At 37.2% G+C, this 13,545-nt stretch carries 9 protein-coding genes; 2 read left to right on the top strand and 7 right to left on the bottom strand.

The features are described from left to right. The first annotated feature begins 44 nt into the window (after positions 1-44). Positions 45-1,514, top strand: a complete 1,470-nt coding sequence (locus tag BCR22_RS11760; protein ID WP_069655073.1) for a peptide MFS transporter — start codon at positions 45-47, stop codon at positions 1,512-1,514. Positions 1,515-1,569: 55 nt separating this feature from the next. On the opposite strand, the gene BCR22_RS11755 is transcribed toward BCR22_RS11760, so the two are convergent. The 5 genes from BCR22_RS11755 to BCR22_RS11740 all read right to left on the bottom strand — a co-directional run bounded on the left by BCR22_RS11755 (position 1,570) and on the right by BCR22_RS11740 (position 9,281). Beyond that, the gene (locus BCR22_RS11755) at positions 1,570-2,733 is read right to left on the bottom strand and encodes a cation:proton antiporter (RefSeq protein WP_069655072.1); all 1,164 of its coding nucleotides are present in this window, start codon (positions 2,731-2,733) and stop codon (positions 1,570-1,572) included. A 143-nt stretch (positions 2,734-2,876) separates the two neighbouring features. Next, entirely contained in the window at positions 2,877-3,440 is a 564-nt protein-coding gene (efp, locus tag BCR22_RS11750; protein ID WP_069655071.1) for an elongation factor P, read from the bottom strand. Between the two features lie 281 nt (positions 3,441-3,721). After that, positions 3,722-7,714 (bottom strand): MSCRAMM family protein, encoded by a 3,993-nt coding sequence (locus tag BCR22_RS11745; RefSeq protein WP_069655070.1) that lies wholly within the window; start codon positions 7,712-7,714, stop codon positions 3,722-3,724. Positions 7,715-7,952: 238 nt separating this feature from the next. After that, the gene (locus tag BCR22_RS15465) at positions 7,953-8,114 is read right to left on the bottom strand and encodes a hypothetical protein (RefSeq protein ID WP_167351528.1); all 162 of its coding nucleotides are present in this window, start codon (positions 8,112-8,114) and stop codon (positions 7,953-7,955) included. Positions 8,115-8,138: 24 nt separating this feature from the next. Beyond that, a complete protein-coding gene (locus BCR22_RS11740; RefSeq protein ID WP_069655069.1) occupies positions 8,139-9,281 on the bottom strand; it encodes an ankyrin repeat domain-containing protein in 1,143 nt (380 codons plus the stop codon). A 614-nt stretch (positions 9,282-9,895) separates the two neighbouring features. On the opposite strand from BCR22_RS11740, the gene BCR22_RS11735 reads away from it, so the two are divergent. Continuing rightward, positions 9,896-11,572 (top strand): PucR family transcriptional regulator, encoded by a 1,677-nt coding sequence (locus BCR22_RS11735; RefSeq protein WP_069655068.1) that lies wholly within the window; start codon positions 9,896-9,898, stop codon positions 11,570-11,572. Between the two features lie 159 nt (positions 11,573-11,731). Here the strand turns inward: BCR22_RS11735 and fabZ are convergent, their stop codons facing one another. Both fabZ and fabF read right to left on the bottom strand, forming a co-directional pair. After that, positions 11,732-12,166 carry a 3-hydroxyacyl-ACP dehydratase FabZ gene (fabZ, locus tag BCR22_RS11730; protein ID WP_010762460.1) on the bottom strand — a complete coding sequence of 145 codons (435 nt, stop codon included), beginning with the start codon at positions 12,164-12,166 and terminating at the stop codon, positions 11,732-11,734. A gap of 2 nt (positions 12,167-12,168) precedes the next feature. Next, complete coding sequence (gene fabF / locus BCR22_RS11725; protein ID WP_069655067.1) at positions 12,169-13,407, bottom strand: beta-ketoacyl-ACP synthase II; 1,239 nt, start codon at positions 13,405-13,407, stop codon at positions 12,169-12,171. Between the last annotated feature and the right edge of the window lie 138 nt (positions 13,408-13,545).

Below are 13,545 nucleotides of genomic sequence, written 5' to 3'. Positions count from 1 at the left end.
TAAATAAATTTTCTGAATATTAAAAAGAATTGAGGTTATTATTTATGGACGAGCAGCAGTTGGACAAGTCATTTTTAGGTCAACCAAAGGGACTGTCCACACTCTTTTTCACTGAGATGTGGGAAAGATTTAGTTACTATGGTATGCGAGCAATTCTACTGTATTACATTTATGATACGGTTGCAAATGGTGGTTTAGGTTTACCAAAAGAAACTGCTTTGGCAATTATGTCGATTTATGGATCGCTAGTATTCATGTCCAGTATTGTTGGTGGTTGGATTTCTGACCGAGTGTTAGGTGCTAGAAAGACCGTTTTCTTCGGTGGCGTATTTATCATGGTTGGTCATATCGTTCTAGCTACACCGTTTGGCATTGCGGCATTATTTCTCTCTATCCTACTTATTGTAATTGGTACAGGGATGTTGAAACCGAATGTCTCAGGTATGGTCGGTCATCTTTATTCAAAAACAGATACACGTCGTGATGCTGGTTTTTCTATTTTTTATATGGGAATCAACATCGGCGCATTGCTGGCACCCTTCATTGTTGGGACTTTGGGCCAAACGTATAACTATCATGTTGGGTTCTCTGTCGCCGCGTTCGGTATGTTTTTTGGTTTACTGCAATATTATTTACAAGGGAAAAAATCATTAGACGGAATCGGCTTAAAACCAACCAATCCGATTGGGACAGCAGAACGCAAAACGTTCCTACGTTCGTCATTGATCGCGCTTGTTTTTGTCATCGTACTTTTTGGCGGTGCCTTTACTACAGGGCATTTAACCATTGGTTTCTTCATCAATAGTGTGAGTGTGCTGGGTATTTTATTGCCTGTATATTATTTCATCAAGATGCTTACTTCAAAAAATGTAACAGCAGAGGAAAAACCGAAAGTACTTGGCTACATCCCATTATTTTTAGCAGGAATCGTCTTTTGGTCATTAGAAGAACAAGGCTCTTCAATTTTAGCATTATTTGCAAGTGAACGGACAATTGATACATTGTTTGGTTTTTCGATTGCCCCTAGTTGGTTTCAATCCTTAAATCCGATTTTCGTTGTTGTTTTAACTCCGGTATTTGTAACTTTATGGACAAAATTAGGGAAAAAACAACCTTCAACTGTCGTAAAATTTTCATTGGGCTTGGTTTTTGCTGGTTTATCCTTTGTACTTTTAATGCTCCCTGGATTACTTTACGGGACGGATACAAGAGTTAGTCCATTGTGGTTATTTTTTAGTTTCTTCATTATGATCGTAGGTGAGATGTGTATTTCACCAGTTGGACTATCGATTACAACAAAACTTGCTCCAAAAGCTTTTGAGTCACAAACCGTTGCAATTTGGCTATTGGCAGATGCCGCATCGCAAGCTATCAACGCTCAAATCGCACGTTTTTATACACCTCAAACAGAGTCTGCCTATTTCGGTATTGTCGGTATTGTCGCTGTAATTGCGGGTATTTTACTGATTCTTTCTAAGAATCCAATCAAGAAATTAATGGGTTCCATCCATTAATAAAAACAGTTTCCACTAAAGCTAAATAGAATATGCTTTGGTGGAAACTGTTTTTCTAATAATGAAGTTGTTTTTCTTGTTTCATAATTGTCGCCTTCAACAACAATGGTGCAATGATCGTCGTAGCTATAATGACAATGATCACAGATGAATAGTATTCCTCTGAAAGAAAGCTTGAGGTCAATCCTACTTGGGCAATAATCAATGCCATTTCACCTCTGGACACCATTCCAGAGCCGATAATCAGTGTTGAAACACCTTTAAATCCAGTTACACGAGCGCCTAAAGCGCCCCCTAAGAGTTTCGATAACACTGCCACAACCGTTAAAACAATGATGAAAAGAAAATGCTTTGACATACCCGCAAAGGTCATATTCAACCCAATAGAAACAAAGAACATCGGTATAAATACGGTATAGCCAATCGTCTCTAATTTCTCATCTACTTGCTTGCGATAATCGGTCTGAGCAATTGCTACCCCTGCGAAAAAGGCCCCAATTATTGCCCCCATATCTAACATCTCTGCAAAATAGGCAAATCCTAAACAAATGACTAAGGAAATGGCAGAAACAGCTTCAATTGCAATCAACTTTTTGCTCAAATTCAACAGCCAAGGTACGAGCCATTTACTAGCCGCAAAAATAACAACAAAGAAGAAGACTTTCAATAGCAACACTTCCCACATCGGTAAACTTCCTCCCGGTGTAGAACGATTCATCAGGCTTAACATGATTCCTAAAATCAAAACGACAACGATATCGTCGACAACAGCGGCGCCAAGAATCGTCGCCCCCTCTTCGCTATCTATCTTTTTCAAATCTTTTAGCACTTGAACAGAAATACTAACAGACGTAGCACTAAAAAGAACCCCTAGAAAAATCGAATTCTGAACGGAAAACTGAAACATTTCCCCAACACCAAACCCCATTGCCGCAGGAAATACGATTCCCAAAAGCGCGACTGATAAGGCTGGCCGCCAGTATTTTTTCAATAATTCCAAGTCACTTTCTAACCCTGCAATAAACATTAAGATAATAACACCGATCTCTGAAAAATAATGCATAAAATCATCTGGCTTGATCCAACCTAATAAGGCAGGCCCAATCAAAATACCGACTAACAATTCTCCAATCACCGAAGGAATTCCCACTCGATTACAAAAATGTCCCGCAAGTTTTGTAAATAATAAGACCAGACACAACGTTAATAAAAACCCCATATTTCTCTCCCTTTCTATTTATAAAACGATATAACTTATTGTACCATGCCTACTAAATTTGGTAGGCTGAAACGATTCTTCCACTATAAACACAATAAAAAACTGACAGATCAATTGCCCTTCTGTCAGCCATTTCATTTACCTTATTTTGAAGCGCGTTTTAGATACGTACCTTCTTGTGTATTAATTTCTAATGATTCGTCTGCTTCGATAAAATCAGGAACGTTAACCACTAGTCCAGTTTCCATAATTGCAGGTTTACCTGAACCAGAAACTGTTGCGCCTTTGATTGATGGTTGTGTTTCTTTTACTTTTAAAACAACCGTTGTCGGCAATGTCACACCAATTACTTCTGATCCGTAAAACTGGATTTTTACTTCCATGTTTTCTAAAAGATATTTCAATTCTTCTTCGATCACAGAAGTTGGGATTTCGTATTGTTCATACGTTTCTAAATCCATGAAGTTAGCTGTATCATCTTGGCTGTATAGGTATTGAACTGGTTTGCTTTCGATAAACGCTTTTTTCACTTTATCATCTGGGCGCATCGTTGTATCCGTTGTAGCACCAGTGCGAACGTCTTTCAATTTCATACGCATAACCGTATTTCCTTTACCAGGTTTGTGGTGGCTAGCATCCATTACACGGATCAATTTACCGTCTTGCTCAAAAGTCATGCCTGCTTTAAGATCACTTACTGCTATCATGTTGTTTTCTCCTCTTTCTTTAAGGTTCGACTATCTCATTTACATTGATCTTGTCGAAACGCTAATATAGTATCCACTATGCCTAAATCGCTTTGCAACTAGGAGATGGATGCTTCTTAAAAAAATTCTTCTCAATCATTGTAGCAGATTACTAGCGGATATTCTAGAGAATACGTTGTTTGGATTCATTTTTTTTGAGGGTAAATGACATCGTGTCAGTTTTTAACCATAAAAGAGCAGAGACTGGTCTCCACTCTTGAATTTACTATTACATTTCATCTTTAGTCATTCAGCATATCATTGCGATACCTTCTATACATTTGTTTTGAGAACATTCGCAACAATAGGAGAAATATTAACGTGTAGCCTAAGTAAATAAAATAGGTCAGTTTCTGTTCGCCTGTGACAGGTAGCATGCCATTTCTGTTGGTCATGCCCCTTCCTGTTTGCTGAATTGTAGAAGGTTCGATTATTTTTTCTCCTTTTCTAGCGTTTTCTTTTGTCACTTGAACTGTTTTTGAAGCCTCTGTGATGTCAAAAGAAACAGGTTCCACGTCCAATTCATACCCAATCGGTGCAGTGGTTTCTATAAACTGATAGCCGCCTAATGGTAAATTTGTTAACAGCAATTTGCCTTCTTCATTCGTCCTTAAATCACTTTGAACAACGGTACCATCTGTTTTTTCCAATCGGAAGGTTGCTCCTGATAAAGCTTGTTTTGTCATACTATCGATTTTCGTCAACTCTACTGATCCAAGAATCACAATCGGAACAAGAATTGGCGTATTTTCTTTTGTTACTTTTACAATGGTTGCATCTGTTAATTCAATATTGATTGGTGTAGAGTCTAATTCATAGCCCAGTGGCGCTTCCGTTTCTACAAATTTGTAGTTTCCTAAGGGTACATTTTTTAGCCGTATTTTTCCTCCAGCATCCGTTGTCATACTTTTTTCAATTATTCCACCATCTGCTTGTTCAAAACGGAATTTGGCTCCAGCTAATGCTTGTTTGGTTACACTGTCTAATTTCGTTAATTCGATTGTTCCTAAAATCGGAAGATCTGAATCAACCCCCATATTAATCGTGTGGGAAACAGTATCTGGTGCTAGAGTAACCGTCGCTATCCCATCTTTATTATTCGTTGGATCAAGCGTTACATCTGTTGCTATCCGCTCTTCACTACTTGGTGAGTATTCAGAGATGATATCTCCTTCTTTTGTCTTGATTCGGATCGTGTAATCGCCTCTGGAAGGAACAGGTGAAAAATCATATTCTCCCTGACTATTCGTCCATTGTTTCGCAATCGGTTCTGTTACTCCCTCTTGTTCCAACTCTACTTCATACCCTACTAAAAAGGGCTCATCTGACTCTTTTTGACTATTCTCATTTTTGTCTCGATAAACTGAACCTTTAACCGAATAGGCTGTTACTGGAATTTCTGAACCTCGTGATTCAATCCAGTTGGTATCATTCGTTGTTATCGTAAATGTATTAACCATCTTATCCTCGTGTTTGATTGCTTTATCAATCGGTACTTTGACTGGAAAAGTAAATTCTGACTCCTGATTTTTTTCCAGAACGCCATTGGTTAATTCGATTTTAATCATCGTGACTTTATTATAGTCAATCTTCTCTCCTTGTTGTATCCATCCTTTTTGTTGATTTTCTGCCATTAGATGTGATGGTTTATCATATGAATAATAGACCGTATATCCCTCTGGTCCTTCTACTTCTCCATCTAACAAACCACCCAAATCCGAGCCTCTTGGAACATACTTTCCATCTTTGTCTACCACAGTACTGAGATCTCCAACATGAGGTAAAACATTGATTCCAGTCACAGTGCTAACATCATTATTGCTGTAATTGATGATGGATATCTTTTGATTAAATCGTTCCCCTTGATCAACGAAATCGGTTTTGCCGTGAACAAATCCTTGTTGCTCGTTGACCTTTGCAGCTACATCTACAAATACACTGCTTGGTGCAATTAGACTGATTGGTTTTGAATAGACGAACATCTCATTTCTTTCAGTTGCATCACTAAGAAGTTGATACGGATCCACGTTAGATAGCTTATACGCTTCTTGATTTCCCGCTCTCGACATTGTTATGCCATTCTCGCCATTGTTCTCATAGGTCAAATACGATTCAATAAAATGGCTACCATAACTTGCAGAATTATTGAATTGTAAATGTAGTTTTGATTGATGTGGGGCGAATATCTTTGCAAAGTCTGCTAATCTCCATTTTGTCTTTGGCTCGATAATGATGGCCGTCTTGCCACTATTCATAAAATTTTGCTTTTCAGTGTACGTTACATTCGTTGCATCATGAGTGAATTCTATTAACTCTATCCCTCTAGGAAGCATGATAAGCAATTTAGGATTAATTAATTTAGGATTGGTAGTATTTTTAATACCATGCCAAAATGTCATCTCAAATTTTTCACCGAAAAAGACCATTGATTTATTTGGTAGGTCTAAAAATCTGATATCATTCACAGCTTTTTCAGTAGAAACAGAACTAGTTGAAGTATCCTTCCCTTTATCTCCATTCTGGTCAGTGTAGTAAACATTCCCAACGTTATACGCTGAATGGGACATCTCTGATAAATTTTCGCTTAAATATTCCCAATACTCTGAACTTCTTTTCGCAGAAAAATTTAATACAACTTCATCAGTTAAATCGTTTAGTTCTACCGTATTATCAAATTCAATATAAAATGAAACAAACGGCTTCGGATCTTTTAAACTAAACGCTGTAGAACCTAAATCTTCAGCAATCAAAGTAGATTCCCCAGTTTCTGTGATCCCGTACACTTTATTTTTATCTGTATTTGTCGGATTCCCTTTTTTACTTAACCAAATTTCCGTAAGAGTAAACGGTGAAACTTCCGCCACTTTGGTCGGTACATCTTCGATCTTACTTAAAAACATTTTACCCTTTTCTTCGTTGTACTTAGCACGTATGCCACCACTTATTTCTTTATCTTGGTTTTCCTCTACGTAATATTTAGCGTTTTGGTCTTTCCAATCCATGAATTTTACACCAGTATCACCAACTTGTCTGGAGAAGAACTTTCTTTCTTCTATTGCGCTGGCCTTCTCTAAGTTTGTTTCAATTTCCCCGTTTATGTTCAATACGTTAACACTACCAGTAAATCTAACAGGGTAGTCTAGTGTATTTGTATAAACATCCTGATACCTCACTTTAAATGTACTGCTTATATTGATGCTTGATCTCAGCATCCTACTAATTGAATGGCTCGATTCATCATATGCCCATGCTACATTATTGTCTTCCGCCTTAAATATAACGTTCTTTGTTAGCCTAATTTCAACTAAAGAATCACCTGCGTCATTAGCACTATCTCCTACAACTTGGAATGGTACTTCATCGATAAAGTCCGAGCTAATTAAATCATCATCGTCAACAAATTCATTGGGAACTTGTCTATTATTTTGGTTAAAATATTCCTTACCAAATACAATCTTTCTATTCGATGTTCTTGCTTCTAGGTCAAGAGAATTTTCTTTTAATACTTCTCCATTTTGACCGTAAAGAGTTTGAGTAAGAGGAACTTTGGTTCCATAATATAATCGATCAGAAAGAAACTTCACTCTAAAAGGAATCGCTATATCCATCCCCGTTCGAACATTGTCTATCGTAATATCTAAATATATATTTTCACTGTCACCTGAAAGTTCACTGGTCACTGGAAAGGTTAATCCATCTGAAACTACTCCAAAATACGCAAAATGTTGTTTTGACAAGGCTATTCTAAATTTCACTTGATTGGACGGGAAAGTGCCACTAGAAATCACTAGTTTAGAATACAAAGCAATTTCTTCTCCGGCCTGATAATCTAATTTAGGCGTTCCGTCTGCGTTATTTAGATTTGGATAAACATCTGTTACTAGTTCATAAGTTTGATCTCTAAGAATCTCTTCGTTTTCAATAACGGTCGCAACTTCTTCTTCAATGCCATTATCTGCCAATCGTTGACTCTCTTCACTAGCAATTGTTTCTTGTTCTGGAATATCAAGGATTTGTTTTTCCGAGATTTCAGTTTCCTTTATTTCTTCTTTCCTATTTGTAGATGTATCTATCTCTTCCAATTTCTCATCGTTTTCAATAACCTCTTCTTTAACTGAACTTGCAACAGTTTCTTCTGCATACGCAACAGCTATATACCTGAACATACCAATTACATCTATTGCTTGAACCAACACAAGTAATAGAACCAACGCCTTAATTATTTTTTTCTTCATAAACAATCCCCTTATCTTAAAGTTATAAATATATTGTATCACAATTTAATTTCTTTTGTATTTTTTTACATTTTTTCTATTTAACAGGATGTTGTTTTGAACGCAGGATATTTCATAGCATCTAATGAACTAGAAAAGCTGTGTTCCAACAAATGGACACAGCTTTTCTAGTTCATTCAATTCTTAACACACAATCAACGATTTCTCTTTGACCGCTTCAATTCTTTTTTTTGACTTGCTATCGTTGATTGAAAGGTTTTACCTTCTCTTCGTCAAACGAAATTAAGGTTAACATTATCGGATGGGCATCATTAACATAAAAAGCTGAAAAGAACAACGAAACTGCCCCTCTTTCATTCTCTTGGTCTATATCAATTGTTTGTTTTTCTACTGATGCCATTGACTTTCCTACCAATACATTTCTTTAGTTTTTTACCAACTGAATTGATTGTGCACGGTGTTCTGAAAATAATGGATTTCCTGGATCGATTTGAATCGCTCTTTCCATTGCTTCAATAGCTTCTTGATGTCGGCTCAAACTCCGTAGACTATTGGCCTTATGAAAATAAAAATCAACTCGTTCAGGGTAGTCGGCTAACAAGTCATCCATTAGTTGAACAGCGTCTTCATGATGCCCTAATTCTCTTAAAAAATTAGATTTATGATAGCGATAAAAGAAACTTCGATCCGTTTCTATTGCTTGATCATATACTTGTAATGCTTGTTCTATCGCCCCCATCATCCGATAACTATTGCTTACATAAAAAGCAAATTGGTCGTCTTTTGACCAGCCTTTTTTATAATACTCAAGCGCTTTGGGATAGTCTTTTGCTCGTTGATACGTATAGCCTAAATAATATAATACCTTTAGATTTGATTGGTCTAATGTTTTTAATACTGTTAGAGCTTTTGTCAGTTCATCACTCCGCAAATAATTTCGGATCTTAGTAAAATTTTTCTCTGATGTTTCCTCTTTATCTAGAATAGCCATCAGCTCATCTTGATCGACTTCAATTGCATAATCAAGAGCATTTTTACCAGTAGCATCAACTTGAGAGCTATCAGCCTGATGCTGAACGAGCTCCCTGATTACATCTTGATACAAGAAACCGCCATTGCCTAAAATCACCGCTTCTAATAACGCTGACCAGCCTAGACGATTCACATGATTCACTGGTACTCCTGCATTCAAACACAACTGAACTGTTTTTAAATAGCCTTTTTCACTAGAGGGTAACAGAGCAGTTCCGCCAAAACGATTAACTGAAGCTAAATCGGCAGCTCCTGTTTTAAGAATCTCACGAACAATTTCATCAAATCCATTCGCAGCAGCACAGATAAACGGTGTTAGTTGCGTGTTGTCTCGCTGATTTACATCTGCTCCAAAAGCTAATAATTCTTTGACCATTGAACGTTCGTTCTGTTGTACCGCAATCATCAAAAGTGAGCGGCCTGTTTCATCAGTCAAAGAAATATCCAAGCCTTCGTTCAACAACTGAAAAACTTGTTTTTTATCATTATTCTCTACAGCTTTTAGCAACGCTTGATTGGTTTTTATGGTGTCCATAACTTTGCTCCTCTTTATTTTTTATAGTTATTCGCTAACGGTCACGATTGCTTTTTCAACAGCCGACATTGGTGGAGGGTGACTCCTGCTTCTTTATAAGCAGTAGCTGCATTGATTGGCCATGCTTTTGAAGGACCGACAAAAAACCGCTGGGCACAAAATCCAATACTTCTCTCATTTTTGCAATCGAATGACTCGTTTGACTAATAGATAAAGCAGATGTTTAGATCAATAGTTTCGTCTTTACATTATTTTGATTTACGCAATCATCACCTAACGACTTTGGATACATTATCCAAACCCTCTACCACTATCCTATATAGTCCTCCCTTTTCATAAAATGAAGTTGATCGCCAAATTAATCCTACTGTGAATTTCTCCTTTCCATTTTTTTGAATCTTAGCCAAGAATTTTTGCTGTTTTGACAGGGATTTCCATGTACAACCCCCTCACTTCCTTATTCACTTCAACTTCTTTACACTCTATAATCTACACCAACAGAGCCTTCTCATATACGGATAAAACAGCTAAATATTTCCTTTTCGATTTGTATACTTTAACTAATTAACGTATAGTTAAAGGAACGAAATCATACATTAGAAAGAGGAGATAGTATGTTAACAGTCAATCATTTTCTACAGCTTGCTCCGTTTAAAACGTTCAAATTAGTCGCTGGTGCGAATGGTCTTGAAAATGACATTACTGGCGTCAATATTTTAGATAATCCAAATGCTTCTGATTGGTTGTCCGCTGGGGAATTATTAATTACTTCTGGCTATTTTTTTAGTGAAAATACCGAAATTCAAAAACGTTTTATCCAACGGTTTAAAGAAATCAATTGTTCGGCAATTTGCATCAAACCACATATTTATTTAAAGGGCATCCCGCAATCTATGCGTGATTTAGCCAACGAATTAGCCTTACCGATCATCGAAATTCCTTACGGGATTGCCTTTTCAAAAATCATGAATATCGTTATGGGTGAAATCTCTGGTCGTATGAATGAACGAAATCAAGCCTCTTTAGCTATTCATTCACAATTCTTTGAGATTTCACTACATGGTGGTGGGATGAAGAAAATTGCTGCTAGCTTGGCCAAGATGGTGCAAAATCCTATAGTGCTAATTGACAGTGACTGGTCAGTCATCGCTTGTAATGATAATAAACATCCCTTAATCCAAGAAACGATCAAAAAGATTGGAAATACCTTTACATTTCCAATTGAAATTTTTACTGATTTACCCACTAATTTTGAACGCGTAAAAAAGCCGATTACTCGCCCATTCTTTTTTGCCGAAAAAGAATATCCCTGTGTAATCGTGCCGGTTTATTTCGATACGGTTCATTATGGTTTTATTCTGGTCGTTCAAATAGAAAGGCCGCTGATTGATTTTGATTATATTGCTTTAGAAAATGGCTCGATGGCATTTGCGCTAGAGCAAATACGTCTATTTGAAATTGAACGGACGGAAAATCGTATTCGCCGTGATTTTTTCGATCACTTATTATCTGGTCAAATCAAGGACCTGGATGCTTTAGCTGCCTATGAGACGCCAATCGATCCTACCTTGAATTATACGGTTTTGATTCTGTCTCTTCAGAAATCAGGAATACAAACGGACTCTCTGATGAAAAAAAAGCAAGCTGAGGATCGCATCATGAAAAGCTTATTGTCCTCATTGACAAGCTATACAGCAAATCGATTTCCACATCTTCATTTATTCAGCCGTAAAAATCAGTTGGTTCTACTTTTAGGAACAGATCCTAAATCGAGTGCATTCAAAACGCATAATGAATTATCCGATACAGCTGAGCAAATTCGGATGTATTTAGAACAGCAGGGACCAGCTGAACGTAATTTTTTTTGCACAATCGGCTCAACTCTACCGATCCTAGAACTAGCTCAAAGTTTTGAGGAAGCAAAAAAAGTCATCCAGTTATTAGAGAATGACTCAAAAGAAGAAAAAATCTATTTTTTTGATGACGTTTATTTTGATTCTTTTCTAGTTGATTCGATTTCAAAAGAGCAAGGAAAAAAGTTCTATACTCATTACTTAGACACGTTATTGACCTATGATTTAGAAAATAAAACGAATTTCACCCTAACTTTAAAAGCCTATTTAGCACATCACTTGAATATCGCAACAACATCCAGAGCCCTATTTATTCATCGAAATACATTGCTTTATCGGATTAAAAAGATCAAAATTCTGTTACCTGTAGCATTGGATCAGGAGAAAAATACGTTTGCATTGCAATTAGCACTCAGATTATATGATTTACATCACTGAACATTCTGACAAAAAAGGGTATGATACAAAAGTAACAATCACTTTTGTATCATACCCTAAATGCGAATAAACGGTGGGAGCAGAAGCAATCCCTTTTTATTTCTCGGGATTAAATGCTTCTGTCTTAGCCTATTTTTATTCTATTCAATTCATTTATCATTATCTGCCTACAATAAAGGTCAATTCACATTCACACACTTTTTTATCTTCAACAAAAGCAGTTGCTTTCCCAATACCTACATAATCTCTAATCTTAACGATTTCAAAATGTAATTTCAATACATCTCCAGGAACAACTTTTTGACGGAATTTCGCTTTGTTGATTCCTCCGATATAGGCTGTTTCCCCTTTAAATTGATCCATTTTCAAAATTAAAATCGATCCAACTTGTGCTAAAGCTTCAATAATCAAAACACCTGGCATTGTTGGGTTTCCAGGAAAGTGGCCTTGGAAAAATTCTTCGTTGATCGTTACATTTTTTGTGGCAATGATTTTTTTATCTGTAATAATCTCATCCACATAGTCGATAAAGCAAATTGGGTAACGGTTTGGAATCATTTCCATAATTTCTGTTGCGTTCATTAATCTTGTCATTGTTAGTTTTCCTCCCATTTTTTCATACAAATAACACCATTGTGACCACCGAAACCAAACGAATTGCTGATCGCATATTCTGCTTGTACGGGGCGTGAACCGTCTGTTACATAATCTAAATCACATTCTGGATCTGCTACTTTATACCCTACTGTAGGATGCGCTAGACCTTCTTGTAAAGTCTTCACACAAGCAATTGCTTCGATTCCTCCAGCGGCTCCCAAAAGGTGACCTGTCATGCTTTTCGTGCTTGAAATCGGAATAGCATGTGCACGTTCGCCAAACACTCGCTTCAAGGCTGCCGTCTCGGCTGCATCATTGGCTGGTGTTGATGTCCCATGTGCATTGACATAGCCTACAGCTGAGGCATCAATTGCCGCTTCTGCTAAGGCTAATTCGATAGCATCTGCTGCTCCGCTACCATCTTTCAATGGTGCCGTCATATGACTAGCATCGCAATTGCTGCCATATCCTACGATTTCGCCTAAGATTGTCGCCCCTCGTTTTTGAGCGTGTTCCAATTCTTCTAGCATCAGCATCCCGGCACCTTCACCCATCACAAAACCATGTCTCTCTTTGTCGAATGGAATCGAAGCTCTCGTTGGATCTTCCGTTGTATTCAAAGCGCTTAGAGCAGCAAAACCAGCAATACCGATTTCACAGATCGTTGCTTCTGTTCCACCTGTGATCATCATATCAGCCAAACCATATTTGATCGTGCGGAATGCTTCTCCAATTGCATTTGTCGCGGATGCACAAGCCGTTACGATTGTTTGAGAAGGACCCTTTGCCCCTAATTTGATTGAAATATTTCCTGAAGCCATATTTGCGATCACCATTGGTACAAAGAAAGGTGTGACACGTTTAGCTCCTTTTTTATCCATAACTCTGACTTGATCTTGTAAGGTTGTCATGCCACCAATTCCACTACCCACAATCACACCAAAACGTTTTGGATCAATTGATTCTTTCGTCAGACCACTCATATTCCAAGCTTCCATTGCAGCAACTAAACCATATTGCGAAAATAAATCCATTCTCTTTTGTTCTTTACGATCAAGAACCTCACTTGGATCAAAGTCTTTCACTTCACCTGCAAGTGCTACACCTGTATCTTCAGAATCAAATTTAGTAATCTTAGCGATTCCTAATTTTCCATTGACTAAATTTTGCCAATACTCTTTTACCGTATTTCCTAAAGGAGTCACTGCTCCCATTCCTGTTATTACAACTCGTTTCATTGTGCACCTCCACCATTGTTTTGACTATCAAATTAAAAAAAACTAGCATAAACAACACTTTTTTGTTTAAATTTAAGTAAAATAGTTTGACTTTCAAAGTATTTTAGTTAATAATTCAGACATCCGATAAAATGTCTG

This window comes from Enterococcus plantarum (genome assembly GCF_001730295.1).
GTDB classification, from domain to species: Bacteria; Bacillota; Bacilli; order Lactobacillales; family Enterococcaceae; genus Enterococcus_L; species Enterococcus_L plantarum.
This window is presented reverse-complemented; position numbering and strand designations above follow the sequence as displayed.

Bases quoted from the DNA above. Each gene is read 5' to 3' on its own strand.
- BCR22_RS11760 (WP_069655073.1), top strand. From the start codon at position 45: ATGGACGAGCAGCAGTTGGACAAGTCATTTTTAGGTCAACCAAAGGGA.
- BCR22_RS11755 (WP_069655072.1), bottom strand. From the start codon at position 2,733: ATGGGGTTTTTATTAACGTTGTGTCTGGTCTTATTATTTACAAAACTT.
- efp (WP_069655071.1), bottom strand. From the start codon at position 3,440: ATGATAGCAGTAAGTGATCTTAAAGCAGGCATGACTTTTGAGCAAGAC.
- BCR22_RS11745 (WP_069655070.1), bottom strand. From the start codon at position 7,714: ATGAAGAAAAAAATAATTAAGGCGTTGGTTCTATTACTTGTGTTGGTT.
- BCR22_RS15465 (WP_167351528.1), bottom strand. From the start codon at position 8,114: ATGGCATCAGTAGAAAAACAAACAATTGATATAGACCAAGAGAATGAA.
- BCR22_RS11740 (WP_069655069.1), bottom strand. From the start codon at position 9,281: ATGGACACCATAAAAACCAATCAAGCGTTGCTAAAAGCTGTAGAGAAT.
- BCR22_RS11735 (WP_069655068.1), top strand. From the start codon at position 9,896: ATGTTAACAGTCAATCATTTTCTACAGCTTGCTCCGTTTAAAACGTTC.
- fabZ (WP_010762460.1), bottom strand. From the start codon at position 12,166: ATGACAAGATTAATGAACGCAACAGAAATTATGGAAATGATTCCAAAC.
- fabF (WP_069655067.1), bottom strand. From the start codon at position 13,407: ATGAAACGAGTTGTAATAACAGGAATGGGAGCAGTGACTCCTTTAGGA.